Source organism: Mesorhizobium sp. Arg314, assembly GCF_053714275.1.
In genome coordinates this window covers 73,835-90,243 of record NZ_JBSKBP010000010.1, presented here as the reverse complement: position 1 = coordinate 90,243, position 16,409 = coordinate 73,835, and the positions used below count along the sequence as shown (strand labels likewise).

The 16,409-nt window shown below is 64.2% G+C and carries 14 protein-coding genes; 9 read left to right on the top strand and 5 right to left on the bottom strand.

What is annotated here, in order from left to right:
- Nucleotides 1-83: 83 nt before the first annotated feature.
- Nucleotides 84-1,457, top strand: coding sequence for an amidase (locus ACWGS9_RS13180; RefSeq protein WP_454505662.1), 1,374 nt, complete (start codon nucleotides 84-86; stop codon nucleotides 1,455-1,457).
- Here ACWGS9_RS13180 and ACWGS9_RS13175 read toward each other — a convergent pair.
- On the bottom strand, nucleotides 1,451-2,515 hold the full coding sequence (locus ACWGS9_RS13175) for an NAD(P)/FAD-dependent oxidoreductase (RefSeq protein WP_454505661.1): 1,065 nt from the start codon (nucleotides 2,513-2,515) through the stop codon (nucleotides 1,451-1,453). The two genes, ACWGS9_RS13180 and ACWGS9_RS13175, sit on opposite strands and share 7 nt — an antisense overlap.
- 115 nt (nucleotides 2,516-2,630) lie before the next feature.
- Between ACWGS9_RS13175 and ACWGS9_RS13170 the strand changes: the two genes are divergently transcribed.
- From ACWGS9_RS13170 to ACWGS9_RS13160, 3 genes are all read left to right on the top strand, one after another.
- Nucleotides 2,631-3,218, top strand: coding sequence for a TetR/AcrR family transcriptional regulator (locus ACWGS9_RS13170; protein ID WP_454505660.1), 588 nt, complete (start codon nucleotides 2,631-2,633; stop codon nucleotides 3,216-3,218).
- 5 nt (nucleotides 3,219-3,223) lie between these two features.
- Complete coding sequence (locus ACWGS9_RS13165) at nucleotides 3,224-4,138, top strand: haloalkane dehalogenase (protein WP_454505659.1); 915 nt, start codon at nucleotides 3,224-3,226, stop codon at nucleotides 4,136-4,138.
- Nucleotides 4,139-4,235: 97 nt separating this feature from the next.
- Entirely contained in the window at nucleotides 4,236-5,828 is a 1,593-nt protein-coding gene (locus tag ACWGS9_RS13160) for a peptide chain release factor 3 (protein ID WP_454505658.1), read from the top strand.
- Between the two features lie 171 nt (nucleotides 5,829-5,999).
- Here ACWGS9_RS13160 and ACWGS9_RS13155 read toward each other — a convergent pair whose 3' ends face one another.
- Nucleotides 6,000-6,470, bottom strand: a complete 471-nt coding sequence (locus ACWGS9_RS13155) for a VOC family protein (protein WP_454505657.1) — start codon at nucleotides 6,468-6,470, stop codon at nucleotides 6,000-6,002.
- 246 nt (nucleotides 6,471-6,716) lie between these two features.
- Here ACWGS9_RS13155 and ilvD point away from each other — a divergent pair, with 246 nt between their 5' ends.
- Complete coding sequence (gene ilvD, locus ACWGS9_RS13150; protein WP_454505656.1) at nucleotides 6,717-8,561, top strand: dihydroxy-acid dehydratase; 1,845 nt, start codon at nucleotides 6,717-6,719, stop codon at nucleotides 8,559-8,561.
- 191 nt (nucleotides 8,562-8,752) lie between these two features.
- On the opposite strand, the gene ACWGS9_RS13145 is transcribed toward ilvD, so the two are convergent.
- Nucleotides 8,753-10,507 carry an ABC transporter ATP-binding protein gene (locus ACWGS9_RS13145; RefSeq protein WP_454505655.1) on the bottom strand — a complete coding sequence of 585 codons (1,755 nt, stop codon included), beginning with the start codon at nucleotides 10,505-10,507 and terminating at the stop codon, nucleotides 8,753-8,755.
- 175 nt (nucleotides 10,508-10,682) lie between these two features.
- Between ACWGS9_RS13145 and ACWGS9_RS13140 the strand changes: the two genes are divergently transcribed.
- Nucleotides 10,683-11,963, top strand: coding sequence for an amidohydrolase family protein (locus ACWGS9_RS13140; RefSeq protein WP_454505654.1), 1,281 nt, complete (start codon nucleotides 10,683-10,685; stop codon nucleotides 11,961-11,963).
- A 295-nt stretch (nucleotides 11,964-12,258) separates the two neighbouring features.
- A complete protein-coding gene (locus ACWGS9_RS13135; protein ID WP_454505653.1) occupies nucleotides 12,259-13,182 on the top strand; it encodes a DMT family transporter in 924 nt (307 codons plus the stop codon).
- Here the strand turns inward: ACWGS9_RS13135 and ACWGS9_RS13130 are convergent.
- Nucleotides 13,179-14,132, bottom strand: coding sequence for a LysR family transcriptional regulator (locus tag ACWGS9_RS13130; RefSeq protein ID WP_454505652.1), 954 nt, complete (start codon nucleotides 14,130-14,132; stop codon nucleotides 13,179-13,181). The genes ACWGS9_RS13135 and ACWGS9_RS13130 overlap by 4 nt on opposite strands.
- A gap of 158 nt (nucleotides 14,133-14,290) precedes the next feature.
- Here ACWGS9_RS13130 and ACWGS9_RS13125 point away from each other — a divergent pair, with 158 nt between their 5' ends.
- Nucleotides 14,291-14,737, top strand: coding sequence for an ester cyclase (locus ACWGS9_RS13125; RefSeq protein WP_454505651.1), 447 nt, complete (start codon nucleotides 14,291-14,293; stop codon nucleotides 14,735-14,737).
- A 31-nt stretch (nucleotides 14,738-14,768) separates the two neighbouring features.
- Here ACWGS9_RS13125 and ACWGS9_RS13120 read toward each other — a convergent pair whose 3' ends face one another.
- On the bottom strand, nucleotides 14,769-15,668 hold the full coding sequence (locus ACWGS9_RS13120; RefSeq protein WP_454505650.1) for a phosphotransferase: 900 nt from the start codon (nucleotides 15,666-15,668) through the stop codon (nucleotides 14,769-14,771).
- A gap of 100 nt (nucleotides 15,669-15,768) precedes the next feature.
- Here ACWGS9_RS13120 and ACWGS9_RS13115 point away from each other — a divergent pair, with 100 nt between their 5' ends.
- Nucleotides 15,769-16,401 (top strand): class I SAM-dependent DNA methyltransferase, encoded by a 633-nt coding sequence (locus ACWGS9_RS13115; protein ID WP_454505649.1) that lies wholly within the window; start codon nucleotides 15,769-15,771, stop codon nucleotides 16,399-16,401.
- Nucleotides 16,402-16,409: the final 8 nt, after the last annotated feature.

The window sequence follows — 16,409 nt, the reverse complement described above, 5'->3', positions numbered from 1 at the left end:
GTCCTCCGGATGCTGAACTCGGCTTGAAGCTGTCGCGCGATCCTCCATCTTCGTAGCGAGCGGCAGCGGCCGGAGCCTTCGCCATGTACCTAGCCTTCTCCTCCACCATTGAACTTGCGGCTGCGATTGCCGGGCGCAAAATATCGGCTGTCGAGGCGCTCGATGCGCATCTGGCGCAGATCGACCGGCACAATGAAGCGGTGAACGCCGTCGTCATCCTCGACCGGGAGGGGGCGCTCGAACGCGCCAGGCAAGCCGATGCGGCGCAGGCTCGCGGTGATACGCTCGGGCCTTTGCATGGCGTGCCTTTCACCCTGAAAGACGCGCATGAGACCGCGGGCATGAAGACGACCGTCGGCTTCCCTCCCTTCGCCGATTACATGGCCGGGCAGGACAGCCCCGTCGTGGCCAGGCTCAAGGCGGCTGGCGGCGTGCTTATGGCCAAGACCAATGTCGCCACGATGCTGGGCGACTGGCAGTCGGACAACCCGCTGTTCGGTCGCACCGGCAACCCCTGGAATCCGTCGCGCACCGCAGGTGGCTCTAGCGGTGGCGCTGCGGCAGCCGTTGCGACAGGCATGACGCCTTTCGAGGTCGGCACCGATATGCAGGATTCCGTCCGCTTGCCTGCCGCCTTCTGCGGCGTCTATGGCCTGAAGCCGACCGAGCATCGCGTCTCGCTTGCCGGAGCCTTCCCCAATCCTGGTGGCGCGCCGCGCAGCGTACGGCTGATGTCCTGTCCTGGTCCGCTGGCGCGCAGCGCCGAGGATCTGGCGCTGATTTATCGCATCATCGCCGGGCCGGACGGAGCGGACACCGACTTGCCGCCGATGCCGATCGAGACGATGCCGAAGCTCCAGCTGAAATCGCTGCGCATCGCATTCGCCGGTGCTTTCCCCGGCTTTCCCGCGACCACCGAGATCAGCGCCGCCCTAGAGAAACTGGCCGCGCTACTCGCGTCAGCCGGCGCGCGCGTCGAGGATGCAACTTTGCCGAAGCTCGATCTGCATGACGATTTGTCCGAGGGCGGCAAGCTGATCGGCATGATGCTCGAGGCCGCCCAGCCGGAACTGCCGGAGCACCCGACACCGGTGTCACAATGGTTCGCGGCGCTCGCCCGCCGCGACCGCTCGATCCTTGCCTGGGAGCGATTCTTTGAAAGCCGCGACGCCTTGCTTTGCCCGGTCGCCATGACAACCGCCTTTGCACACTGCAAGCCGGGTAGCTTGCTAAAGGTGGACGGCAAGGACGACAGCTATTGGATGCTGCCGGCCCACGGCGCGGTGTTCAACTATTCCGGCCATCCGGCAGTCGCGTTTCCTTGCGGGCAGGACAGCAATGGCTTGCCGATCGGCCTGCAATTGGTCGGCAAGCACTGGTCGGAGGCGAAGCTGCTCGGTATCGCGGCTGCGATCGCGCCGCTCACCGGCGGTTTCCGCCGCCCGCCGGCCTACTGAGCAAAACGCGACAGAGCGTAAGGCTTCAGCAGCCCATCCCGCTCGCCGTCGAGGATTTCGCGGGTGGCAAACTGGCCGACGGCCGGCGCCAGTGTGACGCCTGAATGCATGACGGCGATGTAGAGACCGCCGACTCCTTCGGTGCGGCCGATGATCGGAAAGCCGTCGGCCGGTGTCGGCCTGTAGCCGACGGTGTGGAAATCGAGCTCCAGCCCGTCCGCGCCATGCAATGCTGCCTTGGCGACCACGAACAATTCCCGCGCGGTGGCTTCCGGGTTTTCGCCAGGATCGCCGCCGGCGAAGTCCGAGCCGGCGATGATGCGGCCCTCGGCCGTCTGGCGCATATGCAACCTCTCGGCATGCACGAGCCCGTTGAGCAGTTTCCTGTAGGGGCGGGAGTGCACGATGAGACCTGGCGGCGTGTCGAGCGGCAGCTTGATGCCGGCTGTCGCGGCAATGGCCGCTGCACCGGTGCCGGCCGCGACGACCACCTCGTCGGCGCCGATGGTTTCGCCCGAAACGACCGCGCCTGTCACTTTGCCATCCGCTAGGGTCAGCCTGTCCACGGCGCCAACGATCACCCGCGCGCCAAGCCGCTCGGCATCCGCCAGCAGCGCATTTGCGGTCGCGGCCGGCTCGGCAACGCCTTCCTCGGCAACGTAAACGGCGAAATCAGGTGGATCGACAAGGTTGGGTTCGATTTGCGCTGCCCGCTCACGGTCGACGCGCTTGATGCCATAGCCCCATGACGAGTGTTCGGCCGCATAGGCTTCGAGCCTGTCCGGCGGCAGGTCGAAGCACAGGCCGCCGCACCAAGCGAGCGGCAGTCCGGGCACGTCTTTCGCCAGCCTTTTCCATTCGGCCATGGCGCGGATGCGCAGCCGGAAATAGACTTCCGGGTTGCCCCAGCTGGCATTGATCCAGGCGAAGGAATTGGGTGTGGCGACACCGCCGGCGCCGCTCTCGGAAATGACCGTCACCCGCGCGCCGGCCTTCGTCAGATGCCAGGCGATCGAAGCCCCGATGATGCCGGCGCCGATGACGATGATTTCTTTCATCACGCTGATCTCTATCCTGTTCCCGGTGAGGTCCATCCACCTGCCATTTGCGGGAGCACTTGCCAACGTAAACTTATGCGCTTGACATCAATACGTACGTACGTATTGTGTCGGCATGGCTAGACAATCACTCCGCGAAAACCTTATCGAGGCTGGCTTCCAGACCATCTGGAATTCCGGCTACACCGCAGCCGGCGTCCGCGACATCGTCGCTGCGGCCGGCGCCCGGCCAGGCTCCTTCACCAACCATTTTGCCTCCAAGGAAGAATTCGCCGGCGAGGTGCTGGAGCGCTACTTCGCTTATGTCGGCGGGTTGGTGGAAAACGCGCTGGCGCGTGACGGCACGCCGCCCGTCGGCAGGCTCCGCCGCTATCTCGACGTCATCACCTCGAAGCTCGAAGCGCATGACTGGGCGCGCGGCTGCATGGTCGGCAATCTCAGCCTGGAAACGGCTGTTCACAGCGAACCGCTCCGGCTCAGGCTGGTCGACATTTTCGAGCGCTGGCGCCAGCCATTCGCGGCCTGCATCGCCGAGGGTCAGGCGGCGGGCGAGATCACCAAGGCCTTCGACGCGGAGGACCTTGCCGATTTCCTGCTGTCGTCCTGGCAGGGCGCCATGCTGCGCATGAAGGTCGAGCGCGGTCCCGAGCCGCTCGAGCGGTTCAAGAAAATCATCTTCAGCACAGTGTTCGGAAGGGAGTGATTCAGGTGAATTCGACGACCGATACAAAACAGCTGCGGCGCGCTGAGATCGCCGTGCTTGATTCAAAGATGTCCTATCTGGAGGCCGGTGCGTCCGGGCCGACCGTGCTGTTCCTGCACGGCAACCCGACCTCCTCATACATCTGGCGCAACATCATTCCGCATGTCGCGCCGTTCGGCCGTTGCATCGCGCCCGACCTGATCGGCTATGGCCAGTCGGGCAAGCCCGACATCGACTATCGCTTCTTCGATCAGGTCCGCTATCTCGACGCCTTCATCGAAGCGCTCGACATCAAGGATTTGGTGATCGTCGCCCAGGACTGGGGCACGGCGCTGGCGTTCCATTTTGCGGCGCGGCGGCCGCGCCGCCTTCTCGGCCTTGCCTTCATGGAGTTCATCCGGCCCTTCGAGCGCTGGGAGGACTTCCACCAGCGCCCGCAGGCGCGCGAGCTCTTCAAGGCGTTGCGCACGCCCGGCGCCGGCGAGAAGCTGGTGCTGGAGGACAATGTCTTCGTCGAAAAGATCCTGCCTGCTTCCATCTTGCGCAAGATGAGCGAGGAGGAGATGGACGCTTATCGAGCGCCGTTCCCGACGCCGCAGTCGCGCAAGCCGGCACTGCGCCTGCCGCGCGAACTGCCGATCGAAGGCCAGCCGGCGGATGTCGCCGCGATCAGCGAGCACGACCACCGTGCGCTGCGGAATTCCTCCTATCCAAAACTGCTTTTTGCCGGCAATCCAGGCGCCCTGATTTCAGCGCAGGCGGCAAAGGAATTCGCGGCCGGGCTGAAGAACTGTCGCTTCATCGATCTGGGGCCGGGCGCTCACTATCTGCAGGAAGACCACCCCGATGCGATCGGCAAGGCCATTGCCGGCTGGTTGCCGCAGATTGCCAAGGCGGAAAGCACGGCCGAATCGGCTTGAGCCGGCGCGGCGGGTGAGGGCATTGCCCGCCCCATGTCGACAGGCCGGCGCCGCGCTGGTAGAAGCGCCGCCTGTCACACGGAACGCCTTAAAAGAAATGCCCGAAACGATACCCGAAGAGGTTGCGCGCCGCCGCACGTTCGCGATCATCGCGCACCCCGACGCCGGCAAGACCACGCTCACCGAAAAGCTGCTGCTGTTCGGTGGCGCCATACAGCTCGCGGGCGAGGTCAAGGCCAAGAAGGACCGCATCCAGACGCGGTCCGACTGGATGAAGATCGAGCGCGAGCGCGGCATCTCGGTCGTCACCTCGGTGATGACGTTCGAATATGAAGACAACGTCTTCAACCTGCTCGACACGCCCGGTCACGAGGATTTCGCCGACGACACCTACCGCACGCTGTCGGCGGTGGATTCGGCCGTCATGGTCATCGACGCCGCCAAGGGCATCGAGCCGCGCACGCTGAAGCTGTTCGAGGTCTGCCGGCTGCGCGACATCCCGATCATCACCTTCGTCAACAAGATGGACCGCGAGAGCCGCGATCCGTTCGAGATTTTGGATGAGATCGAGCAGAAGCTGGCGCTGGACACCGCACCCGTCACCTGGCCGATCGGCCGCGGCAAGTCTTTCTCCGGCACCTATCACCTTGCGCAGAACGCAGTGCGCCGCAGCGACGACGAGAAGGAACGCACGCCGGTCAATGGGCCCGATTCCAACCGCGTCGCGGGGTTGTTGCCGGACAATGAGCGCGAAGCCTTCATCGAGGAATTGGAACTCGCGCGCGAAGCCTGCCGTCCGCTCGATGTCGACGCCTTCCGCGAAGGCCATCTGACGCCCGTCTATTTCGGCTCGGCGCTGCGCAATTACGGCGTGCGCGACCTGATCGAGGCTCTCGGCGCCTACGGCCCGCCGCCGCGGGCGCAGGAAGCCGACGAGCGCACCGTCGAGGCGACCGAGGACAAGATGACGTCCTTCGTCTTCAAGATCCAGGCCAACATGGATCCCAACCACCGCGACCGCATCGCGTTCGTGCGCGTCTGCTCCGGCAAGCTGGAGCGCGGCATGAAGGCCAAGCTCGTGCGCACCGGCAAGCCGATGAGCCTGTCGGCGCCGCAGTTCTTCTTCGCCCGCACCCGCGTTACCGCCGACGAGGCCTTTGCCGGCGACGTCGTCGGCATCCCCAACCACGGCACGCTGCGCATCGGCGACACGCTGACCGAGGGCGAGGAGATCCTGTTTCGCGGCGTGCCGAACTTCGCCCCGGAAATCCTGCGCCGGGTGCGCCTCGGCGATGCGATGAAGGCCAAGAAGCTGAAGGAAGCGCTGCACCAGATGGCCGAAGAGGGCGTCGTGCAGCTGTTCTCGCCGGAGGACGGCTCGCCGGCCATCGTCGGCGTCGTCGGTGCGCTGCAACTCGATGTGCTGAAGGAGCGGCTCAATATCGAATACACGCTGCCGGTGGATTTCGAGATGTCGCGCTTCTCGGTCTGCCGCTGGATCGCGGCCGACGACAAGGCGGAAGTGCAGCGCTTCATCGAAGCGCATCGCGGCGATATCGCCCGCGACCTCGACAATGACCCGGTGTTCCTCGCCCAGCACGCCTTCTCGCTGAACTACGAAGCCGAGCGCTGGAAAGCGATCCGCTTCACTGCGGTCAAGGATTACCAGATCCGCGACAAGGCGGCGTGAGCTGTTTTTCCCTTCCCCCCTTGTGGGGGAAGGTGTCGCCGAAGGCGACGGATGAGGGGTGTTCCAGGGAAAGCCGACGTCTCACTTCGCTGGAACACCCCTCATCCGTCTCGGCGCTATCGCGCCGATCCACCTTCTCCCACAAGGGGAGAAGGCAAGATCGCACGCTTCTCAACCCTTGGCAGCCGCCTCCAGCTTGTCGATCTCGATCTTGCCCATCTTCATCATGGCGTCCATGACACGGCCGGCCCTGGCACGGTCGGGATCCTGAAGCAGGCGCGGCAACTGCTCCGGCACGACCTGCCAGGAAACGCCGAACCTGTCCTTCAGCCAGCCGCAAGGCCCGGGCTCGCCGCCGCCTTCGGTAAGCCGCGTCCAGAAATGATCGACTTCTTGTTGCGTCTCGCAGTCGATCGACAGCGAGATCGCCTCGGTGAACTTGTATTGCGGCCCGCCGTTCAGCGCCTGGAAGGTCACACCGTCGAGCTCGAACGAGGCGACCAGCACCTGGCCCGACTGAGGATGGCCTTCGGGCCAGCGCGTGACGCTCAGCACCTTCGAGTTCCTGAAAATGGAGATGTAGTGGTTCATCGCCTGTTCGGCCTGGTTGTCGAACCATAGGAAGGTGGTGATCTTCTGCATGTCTTGCTCCTCGGACTTGTTTAGGTTGGTTCCATCTTCAAACGGCGCGCCGGCGATTTGGTGCCGTCTGCCTCTCAAGGACGGACCGGCGGGGCGCGATCCGACAGTCATTTCAAATTTCCTGAAGAATCTTGGCGCAGCGCAAAACTGTGGCAAGGCCGGGCGGCGGCCGCTATAACCGCTGCCGACTAAAATTCAGCGCCGCCATGCCGCGCATCGGCGCGGCCAGCCAGCAAGGACAATCAGATGCCTGCCTATCGTTCCCGCACCACCACCCATGGCCGCAACATGGCCGGCGCTCGCGGCCTGTGGCGCGCCACGGGCATGAAGGACTCCGATTTCGGCAAGCCGATCATCGCGGTGGTCAATTCCTTCACTCAGTTCGTGCCGGGCCATGTGCATCTGAAGGACCTCGGCCAGCTCGTCGCGCGCGAGATCGAGAAGGCCGGCGGTGTCGCCAAGGAGTTCAACACCATTGCCGTCGACGACGGCATCGCCATGGGCCACGACGGCATGCTCTATTCGCTGCCGTCGCGCGAGCTGATTGCCGATTCCGTCGAATACATGGTCAACGCGCATTGCGCCGATGCCATGGTCTGCATCTCCAACTGCGACAAGATCACCCCCGGCATGCTGATGGCCTCGCTGCGCCTCAACATCCCGACCGTCTTCGTCTCCGGCGGTCCGATGGAGGCCGGCAAGGTGGTGCTGGCCGGCAAGGCGCAGGCGCTCGACCTCGTCGACGCCATGGTCGCGGCCGCCGACGACAAGATCTCCGACGAGGACGTCAAGGTTATCGAGCGCTCGGCCTGCCCGACCTGCGGCTCCTGCTCCGGCATGTTCACGGCCAATTCGATGAACTGCCTGACCGAGGCGCTGGGCCTGTCGCTGCCCGGCAACGGTTCGACCTTGGCCACCCATGCCGACCGCAAGCGCTTGTTCGTCGAGGCCGGCCACCTCGCCGTCGATCTCGCCCAGCGCTACTACGAGCAGGACGACGAAAGCGCGCTGCCGCGCAGCATCGCCTCCAAGGGCGCCTTCGAGAACGCCATGGCGCTCGATATCGCCATGGGCGGCTCGACCAACACGGTGCTGCACATCCTTGCCGCGGCACATGAGGGCGAGGTCGATTTCACCATGGCGGACATCGACCGGCTGTCGCGCAAGGTGCCGGTGCTGTGCAAGGTGGCGCCGGCCAGGTCCGACGTGCATATGGAGGACGTCCACCGCGCCGGCGGCATCATGGCCATCCTCGGCCAGCTCGACGAAGCAGGCCTGATCAATCGCGACCTGCCGACAGTGCACACTGCAACGCTCGGCGAGGCGCTCGACCATTGGGATATTTCGCGCACCTCCAGCCAGAATGTCCGCGACTTCTTCCTCGCCGCGCCCGGCGGCGTGCCGACGCAGGTCGCCTTCAGCCAGGACCGCCGCTGGGACGAGCTCGACACGAACCGCGAGGCGGGTGTCATCCGCTCGGCAAAGACGCCGTTCTCCAAGGATGGCGGCCTTGCCGTGCTCAAGGGCAATCTGGCGCTCGACGGCTGCATCGTGAAGACCGCCGGCGTCGACGAGTCTATCCTGAAATTCACCGGCCCGGCCCGCGTTTTCGAAAGCCAGGACGCCTCCGTCAAGGCGATCCTCGGCAACGAGGTCAAGGCCGGCGATATCGTCGTCATCCGCTATGAGGGGCCGCGCGGTGGCCCGGGCATGCAGGAGATGCTTTATCCGACCAGCTATCTGAAGTCGAAGGGCCTGGGCAAAGCCTGCGCGCTGATCACCGATGGCCGCTTCTCCGGCGGCACGTCCGGCCTGTCGATCGGCCACGTCTCGCCGGAAGCCGCAGAGGGCGGAGTGATCGGGCTGGTCCGGGAAGGCGACACGATCGAGATCGACATCCCCAATCGCAAGATCCATCTCGCCGTCAGCGACGCCGAGCTCGATGCTCGCCGCACCGCGATGGCGGCGAAGGGCGCTGACGCCTGGAAGCCGGCGGAAAAGCGCAAGCGCAAGGTGACGACCGCGCTGCGCGCCTACGCCGCCTTCGCCACCAGCGCCGACAAGGGCGCTGTGAGGAAGGTGCCGGAGTAAGGAGGGCTTTTCCTTCTCCCCTTGTGGGAGAAGGTGTCGCCGAAGGCGACGGATGAGGGGTGCTCCAGCTTGGCGGCACCGCTTATCCAGTCAGAATTCGCCGACGTCTCATTCCGCTGGAACACCCCTCATCCGTCTCGGCGCTGCGCGCCGATCCACCTTCTCCCACAAGGGGAGAAGGCAAGGACGCCCTACGGCATCAGCTGATACTCATAAAGCTTCTGGTAAAGCCCGCCCTGCTTGAGCAGGGTCTTGTGCGGGCCGCTTTCCTGCACCTTGCCGTTCTCCAGAACCACGATGGTGTCGGCCTGATGCACGGTGGACAGCCGGTGCGCGATCACGATCGTCGTGCGCCCGACGGTAAGCTGCTGCAGCGCGTCGCGGAACAGCGCTTCGGATTCTGCGTCGAGCGCGCTGGTCGCCTCGTCGAGCAGCAGGATCTCGGCATTGCGCAGCATGGCGCGCGCGATCGAGATGCGCTGGCGCTGGCCGCCGGACAGCAGCGAGCCATTCTCGCCGACCTCCGTATCGTAGCCCTTGGCCATGGCGCTGATGAAATCATGCGCGTTGGCGGCCTTGGCCGCGGCGATCACCTCTTCGTCGGTGGCATCCTCGCGGCCGAGGCGGATGTTATGCATGACGGTGCCGGCAAACAGGAACGTGTCCTGGCTGACATAGGCGATCTTGCGCCTGAGCGAATCGAGTGTCGCGAAGGAAATGTCCTGGCCGTCGAACGACACCTTGCCCGTTTGTGGGTCATACATGCGCATGATCAGGTTCAGGATCGTCGACTTGCCGCTGCCCGATGGCCCGACCAGCGCGGTCATCTTGCCGGCTGCCAGCGTCAGGTTGAAGCCTTCGAACACCGGCGAGCTTTCCGGATAGGCGAAGCTCACATTGTCGAAGCGGATTTCACCTGGGCCGGGCCGCAGCGGCTTGGCATCGGGCTTTTCGGCGAGCGTCAGCGGCCGGTCGGCGAGCTGGAACATCATGCGCACACCGACGATGCCCGTCTCGAGCGAGATGCGCACGCGGGCCAGGCGCTTTGCCGGCTCATAGGCGAGCAGCAGCGACGCGATGAAGGCCATGATGTTGCCCGGCATCTGGCCACCTTGCAGCACCAGGAAGCCGCTGACGAAAACCGCGCCGGCAATCGCCAGGCCGGCAAGCGTTTCCATGACCGGGCTGGTGGCGGCCTCCAGCGTGGCGATGTTGTTGGCGCGGTTCTCGACGTCGGATACGGCCTTGTACATGCGCTTGCGCATCGCTCCTTCGAGGTTGAAGGACTTGACGACTCGCACGCCGATCGCCGTTTCCTGCATCACATGCACGATCTGGCCGAGCGAACGGAATTCCATGGCAGCGATGCTGCGGACACGCTTCAGAATGCGGTTGACGCCATAGATTGCCACCGGTCCGACGACAAAGCAGATCAGCGACAGCACCGGCTGCTTCCAGATCATGACTGCCACCAGGGCAATCAAAGTCACCAGATCGCGTACATAGGATGTGACAACGAGGTCAAGAACGCCGCGTGCAGCCTGTGCATTGTTCGTCATGCGGGTGATCAGGTCGGACGATGAGGTCGAATGGTAGAATTCGATGCCTTGCGCCAGGATCCGGTCGTAGATCTTGCGTTGCCGGTCGGCGATGATGGCGTTGCCAACGCGGCTCATGAAGTACGCTTGGACGAAGTTGGCGATGCCCTTGGCGATGAAGATCGCGGCGACCGCCAAGGCGATCCAGTTAATGCGTTCGACTCTTTTATAGATGACGAACTCATTGGTAATTACGCTAAGGATCCAGGCGCTGGCGGCAGTCGTGGCCGCTACCACCAGCATCGACACGATGGCCGAGCCATAGCCGAATTTGTGCTCGCGGAAGGATTCCCTCACCAACCTCGCGATGAGGCGCTGGTTTTCCGTGAAACGGAAGAAGCGAAACAACGGCCGATCCCTGTGTCTGGCTGCAAGAATTTCGAATTCGCCACGAGGGCGAGACGCGGCTTATAGAGCGAGTTGCGGCGCGATGGAACCTTTCGGCTGCCGGGGAAAGAAAAGGCTGCGCCAGACTGTCTTTTCGGCCACGATGATTGCCGATTCTTCAGAGGGGTGACGACAGATGGATTTCGACCTCATCGTGCGCGGCGGCACGCTGCCGGACGGCAGGATTGCCGATATCGGCATTACCGGCGAAGCCATCCGGGCCATAGAGCCGAACTTGCCGGGTTCTTCACCGACGGAGATCGACGCGCGCGGCGATCTTGTCTCGCCGCCCTTCGTCGATCCGCATTTCCATATGGATGCCACGCTGTCCTACGGCATCCCGCGCATCAACGCATCAGGCACGCTGCTCGAAGGCATTGCGCTCTGGGGCGAGTTGAAGCCGCTTCTGACGCATGAGGCGGTGCGCGAGCGCGCGCTTGCCTATTGCGACTGGGCCGTGTCGATGGGCCTTCTCGCCATCCGCAGCCATGTCGACGTCTGCGACGACCGGCTGCTTGCGGTGGAAGCGCTCCTCGATGTCAAGAAAACCGTCGCGCCCTATATCGACCTGCAACTGGTCGCGTTTCCGCAGGACGGCCTCTATCGCTCGCCGACGGCGCTCAAGAACACCATCCGCGCGCTCGACAAGGGCGTCGACATCGTCGGCGGCATCCCGCATTTCGAGCGCACCATGGCCGACGGCACCCGTTCGGTGACGGAGCTTTGCGAGATCGCGGCCAAGCGCGGCCTGATGGTCGACATGCATTGCGACGAGACGGACGATCCGCTGTCGCGCCATATCGAGCAGCTCGCCTTTGAGACGCAACGGCTAGGCCTGCAGGGCAGGGTGGCCGGCTCGCACCTCACATCGATGCATTCGATGGACAATTATTACGTCTCGAAGCTTTTGCCGCTGATCGCCGAAGCCGGTGTTTCGGCTATCCCCAATCCGCTGATCAACATCATGCTGCAGGGGCGCCACGACACTTTCCCGAAGCGGCGCGGCCTGACCCGGGTGAAGGAGATGCTGGCGCTCGGCATCCGCGTCGGCTGGGGCCAGGATTGCGTGCTCGACCCCTGGTATTCGCTGGGCACGGCCGACATGCTCGACGTCGCTTTCATGGGCCTGCATGTCGCCCAGATGTCGAGCCCGGTCGACATGGCGCGCTGCTTCGACATGGTCACCAATGTCAACGCCGCCATCATGGGGCTCGACCATCTTGGCCTTGCCGTCGGCAAGCGGGCGAGCCTCGTCGTGCTCGATGCAGGCAATGCGATCGAGGCCATTCGCCTGCGCCCCGAACGGCTTTGCGTCATCGCCCGAGGCAAGGTCGTGGCGCAACGCACCAAGCAGGAAACGCGGCTGTCGATCGCCGGCCGGCCGGAAACGGTCAACCACAGGCATAAAACAGCTTAGGTCTCTGCGTCTCGGCTGGACCAGTCCCATTAGCAAGGAGCGAAGCGACGCGCGCAGACCATAGGATCCATGCCGTTACCTCTACGCGTTGCGGCGGTGCAGAACGACCCTCTGTCCTGCGCCGCCTTCACTCTTCGCGCGAGGTCACGGCATGGATCCTCGGGTCTGAGCGTCCGCTTCGCTCCCGCTCCGCCCGCGGGTGACGAGGCTGCGGCGCTTCGGCCAACCTCGATTTCCGCCACTGGTCTTACGGATTTCCCTCGTCAAACCGGCTGCTTGCGTCTAGGGAGCCAGCATGGCTCAATCCCTTGCCCGCAACTTCACGGTCAGGAACGTGTTGCTCGCCGGCATCCTGTTGATGCTGGCCGGCGACTTCATGTTCGCACTGAACGACGCGATGGGCAAATGGCTGGTCGCGAGCTTCTCCGTCGGGCAGGTGGTGCTGATCCGCTCGGTCGGCGCCTTCATCGTGCTCGGCCCGATGATAGCCAACCAGGGCACGGCCAGGCTGTTTCACATGGAACGGCCGCTTTTGCAGGTCCTGCGCGTCGTGGCCACAACCACCGATACCGGGCTTTTCTACGCCGCGGTCGTCTACCTGCCGCTGGCCGACGTGATGAGCTTCTACATGGCCGGGCCGATCTATGTCGCGGCGCTGTCGCACCTGCTGCTCGGCGAAAAGGTCGGCTGGCGCCGGTGGCTGGCGATTGTGGTCGGCTTCTGCGGCGTGCTGATCATCCTGAAGCCGTCCTCGGCGGCCTTCTCCATGGCGTCCGGCTTTGCGCTGGTCGGCAGCATCGCTTTTGCCTTCGCCATCATCCTGAGCCGCCTCCTGCGTGGCACCAGCGACACGACACTGGTGACCTGGCAGACTATCGGCACGCTGCTGGTCGGCGGCGTGCTCGCCATCGGCGCCTGGCGCACGCCATCGGCGCTCGATCTCGGCGCCATGCTGCTGCTCGGCGTCGTCTCCTGCGCCGCCCATTTGATGATCACCCGGGCGCTGAAGCTGGCGCCTGCCTCGACACTGGCGCCGCTGCATTACAGCCTGCTTCTGTGGGCGATCGTCTTCGGCCTGGCCTTCTTCGGCGACGTGCCCAGCACCCGCATCCTGATAGGCTCTGCGATCGTCGTGCTCGCCGGCATCTTCATCTTCCACCGCCAGAAGGTGGTGGAGACGGAGGTGCCGCCTGAGAACGTGCCGAAGGGCGTGAGCTAGGGTCGGCGGGCCCCTCCGCCGACCGGGCTGGCGCCGATGCGGATGTCGTCCCTGGCGCTGTGCCGGTGTCGTTTGATCGTGTCGACAAAGGCGCGCAAGGTCGACGGCACATGACGATAGCCGGGATAATAGAGCGCGAGCCCAGGTATCGGCGGACACCACTCGGTCAACACCGTCACGAGTTGGCCCGAGCGCAGTTCATTGCCGGCGAAAGATTCAGGCACGTAGGCGATCCCCAGGCCATTCACCGCCGCCTGGACCATCAGGACGTTGTCGTCGAGCGACAGCGGACCGGGGACATCGATCGAGAGTTCCTGGTCGTTGCGGCTGAACTCCCAGAAATATCGTTTGCCGCTCGGCAATCTCTGGCGGATGCAGGCATGGTGCCGCAAATCCTCAGGCGTTGCCGGCAGCTTCCGGTCAGCCAGATAGGCCGGCGCGGCAACCGCGACAAAGCGCGCGGGACCACCGAGCGGCACTGCAATCATGTCTTGTGGTATCGCATCGGCCAATCGCACACCGGCGTCGAAGCCGTCGCGGACGATGTCGACGAGGCGGCCTTCCGAAACCAGGTCGAGCGCGACGCTCGGATATTGCCTGAGGAAATGCGGCACGACATGGTTGAGCAGCCATGCGGCCGCGGCCTTGTTTGCATTGATGCGTAATGTTCCGTTCGGCGCGCCGCAATCGTCGGCAAGCTGGTCCAGCGCGGCATCCAACTCGCGCAGCGCCGGTTCCAGAAGATGGAGCAGCCGCTGTCCGGCTTCGGTAGGCGATACGCTGCGGGTGGTGCGGTTGAGGAGCCGGACGCCCAGCGTCTTTTCAAGCGCGATGATGGTGTGGCTGAGCGCCGAACGCGATACGCCCACCGCGTCGGCCGCCTGGCGGAAGCTGCGCTTGGTGGCGACCGCGCGGAACGCTTCGAGTTCATTGAAGGTCGGCCGAGTCATTGGTGAAAACCATTCACGAACCCATGCAGGTTTGTCCATCTTATTCGACGAATGGGAACTGTCTATCTCCCTTGCAGCTCGCTGAGGGCTGATCGGTTCGCGCCTGCCGTGGCAGTCTGCTGGCAAGCGAGATTACACCAGAGGAAAGGGATATCGCCATGAGCATGCAGTTGACACGAGACGAACTTGTTGCCCGCCTTGTCAAAGCCGGTGAACTTGAGGTCGCCGGCGCGCCGGCGGCTGAAATCGCCGGCTATTTCGACGTCGAGAATTTTCGCTTTCACGGGCCGGACGGCTTTGAAAGCGACTTCGATGGGCTGAACAGCTTTTTCGCCGCGATCCGCGCGGCACTCGAGGATCGCAAAATCCGGCGCGGCATTATGGTGGTCGAAGGGAATATGGTTGCGTGTCAGACCTGGATAACCGGCCGCTTCGTCCACGCATTCACCATCTCGCCGGCCGGGCAGCTGCCTCCGAATGGCGCCGACATCACCATGGACCTGATCAACATCTTCATGTTCACTGACGACGGCCGCCTGGTCGAGGAGTTCGTCCGCACCGATTATCGGAGTTTTCTGAGGCAGCTCGGCGCCGAGGGACGATAAGTCGGGCATCGCCTGGTTTGACGAGTCTTGCCTAGCCGTTTCGTATCGCCGCGAGGTGGCGGGAAAACTCTTGCGTCTCCATCAGCGCCCTGCAGCGGGCGAAGCGGCCGTCGGCATAGGCGCGGAAATCGTCGACCGGATTGTCGTTGGCGAATTGGATCAGTCCCCACAGCGTCCATAAGAGGTCGCACATCGCCTTGTAGATGACGATGCGGCCGCGCTCCGCCGGTCGCGCCTCGCCGCCAAAATAGGCGCGTATCATTTCTTCGTCCTGGCCCGCATCGAACTTGCCCTCGACCGAGAGATCGCCGAGGTCCCAAAGCGGATCGTTCATGCCGGAATATTCCCAGTCGACGATCCACATCCGGTCGCCCGTATCGAGAAAATTCTCGCACAGCGGATCGCAATGGCAGGCGGCGAGCTGGATTGCGTGTGCGGCAAGGGCGGCGCGCACGCTGCCCGCCTCGTGCACCACGTCATGGTAGCCTGCGGGCAGCGCCACGTCCTTCGTCGACAGAACCTTGAGATAGTCGTCGATCATCGCGAACAGTTCGAAGCGGAAGGGAAACACCGCCCCCGACGCATGCAGCTTGCGGAAAACCTCGCCCGCACGCGCCGGGCTGCCTGGTCTCGCCTTGAATTTCTCCGGCGACATCGTCTCGGCGCCGGCGATGAAGCGCGTCGCCATCCGGCCGGATGGCGGATCGGCATAAAGCACTTCGGGACTGACACCGGCCTTGGCCGCCTCGCGCGCCGCAACCGCCTCGTTGGCGCGGTTGATATATTCTTCCGTGCCCTTGCCGGGAATGCGCAGGCACACATTGCCGGCCCTGTAGACCATGTTGGTGAGGCCGCCGAGTCGCTCCAGGGGACCGTCATAGCCCGCCAGCACCGGAACAGCCGCCAGCGCCGCGCGCAGCTCGTCGGTCATGTCGTGTCCCCTTCACGCCATTGTTGTCGTTCTGACGGTTCCACAATTTTAGCTGCCTGGCTATCATCCGTTGAATGAGAATCGGGCGTCGGGAGCGGCAATGGCAGACGGCAAGCACAACAGCGCGCTGGGCGCCGCTTATGCGGCGCAGCGGCCGGAGGAAGTGGCCGCGATCTATGACGGCTGGGCGGACACCTACGACACCGACATGTCGGCCGCCGGCTATCGCCATCCGACGATCTGCCTGGCGCTGCTTGCCCGGCACCTGCCGCGCGGCGCCGAACCCTTGCTCGACGCCGGCGCCGGCACCGGCCTGATCGGCGAGTGGCTCGCCATCACCGGCTACCCGCAGGTCGAGGCGCTCGATATTTCGCAAGGCATGCTGGACAAGGCCGGGGCGAAGGGCGTCTACGCGGCGCTGCATCGCCTGGCGATGGGTGACACTTTGCCCTTCGCCGACGGCGCCTATGCAGGGATTATTTCGGCAGGCGTCTTCACGTCCGGCCATGTCGGGATCGACGGCCTGGACGAGTTGATCCGCATTTGCCGTTCCGGCGGCGTCATCGTGCTGACGGTCAAGAACACGCTTTGGCATGCCGGCTTCGCCGAGCGCATCGCCGAGCTCGAAGCTCAGGGCACGCTGGCGCGCGTCGAGGAAACGTCGCCTTATGCCTCGATGCCGGGCGAAACCGATACCGTGCCGAGCAGGGGGCTTGTGCTGCGCGTCAGCTGACCCGCTCT

Coding starts and splice junctions, on each gene's coding strand:
- ACWGS9_RS13135 (WP_454505653.1), top strand. CDS start 12,259: ATGGCTCAATCCCTTGCCCGCAACTTCACGGTCAGGAACGTGTTGCTC.
- ACWGS9_RS13140 (WP_454505654.1), top strand. CDS start 10,683: ATGGATTTCGACCTCATCGTGCGCGGCGGCACGCTGCCGGACGGCAGG.
- ACWGS9_RS13155 (WP_454505657.1), bottom strand. CDS start 6,470: ATGCAGAAGATCACCACCTTCCTATGGTTCGACAACCAGGCCGAACAG.
- ACWGS9_RS13170 (WP_454505660.1), top strand. CDS start 2,631: ATGGCTAGACAATCACTCCGCGAAAACCTTATCGAGGCTGGCTTCCAG.
- ACWGS9_RS13120 (WP_454505650.1), bottom strand. CDS start 15,668: ATGACCGACGAGCTGCGCGCGGCGCTGGCGGCTGTTCCGGTGCTGGCG.
- ACWGS9_RS13125 (WP_454505651.1), top strand. CDS start 14,291: ATGAGCATGCAGTTGACACGAGACGAACTTGTTGCCCGCCTTGTCAAA.
- ACWGS9_RS13175 (WP_454505661.1), bottom strand. CDS start 2,515: ATGAAAGAAATCATCGTCATCGGCGCCGGCATCATCGGGGCTTCGATC.
- ACWGS9_RS13160 (WP_454505658.1), top strand. CDS start 4,236: ATGCCCGAAACGATACCCGAAGAGGTTGCGCGCCGCCGCACGTTCGCG.
- ACWGS9_RS13130 (WP_454505652.1), bottom strand. CDS start 14,132: ATGACTCGGCCGACCTTCAATGAACTCGAAGCGTTCCGCGCGGTCGCC.
- ACWGS9_RS13115 (WP_454505649.1), top strand. CDS start 15,769: ATGGCAGACGGCAAGCACAACAGCGCGCTGGGCGCCGCTTATGCGGCG.
- ACWGS9_RS13180 (WP_454505662.1), top strand. CDS start 84: ATGTACCTAGCCTTCTCCTCCACCATTGAACTTGCGGCTGCGATTGCC.
- ilvD (WP_454505656.1), top strand. CDS start 6,717: ATGCCTGCCTATCGTTCCCGCACCACCACCCATGGCCGCAACATGGCC.